The 275-nt window shown below is 56.0% G+C and carries 1 pseudogene; it reads left to right on the forward strand.

Annotated features, from left to right (window positions below):
- Window positions 1–138: pseudogene (locus SB753_RS37030) on the forward strand (peptidase C39); the annotation flags it as partial.
- Window positions 139–275: the final 137 nt, after the last annotated feature.

A 275-nucleotide genomic window follows, 5' to 3' on the forward strand; every position in this document is an offset into this window, starting at 1 on the left:
CTGCAGATTGCAGGCAATAACCAGCAAGTCGCCAACCAGTTGCAGCTCTCGTTGCAGACGACGCCCATGTCGTCCTCGATGCTGCGCCAGGCCGGCGTACTACAAGCCCTGCAAAACGCGGTAAATGCAAGGAGATAGGGCGGGCCGCCACCCGCCGAACAGGCGTCATCAGGAGGAGAAGTCGTACAGAAAGCGGCGGCACAAAGCATAAGAATCAGCCAAGTGCTGTCAGATTCACCGGGGGAAGAATAATGATGATTGATACAACAGACAGC

This window comes from Paraburkholderia sp. SIMBA_053, from assembly GCF_046534895.1.
GTDB lineage: Bacteria > Pseudomonadota > Gammaproteobacteria > Burkholderiales > Burkholderiaceae > Paraburkholderia > Paraburkholderia caledonica.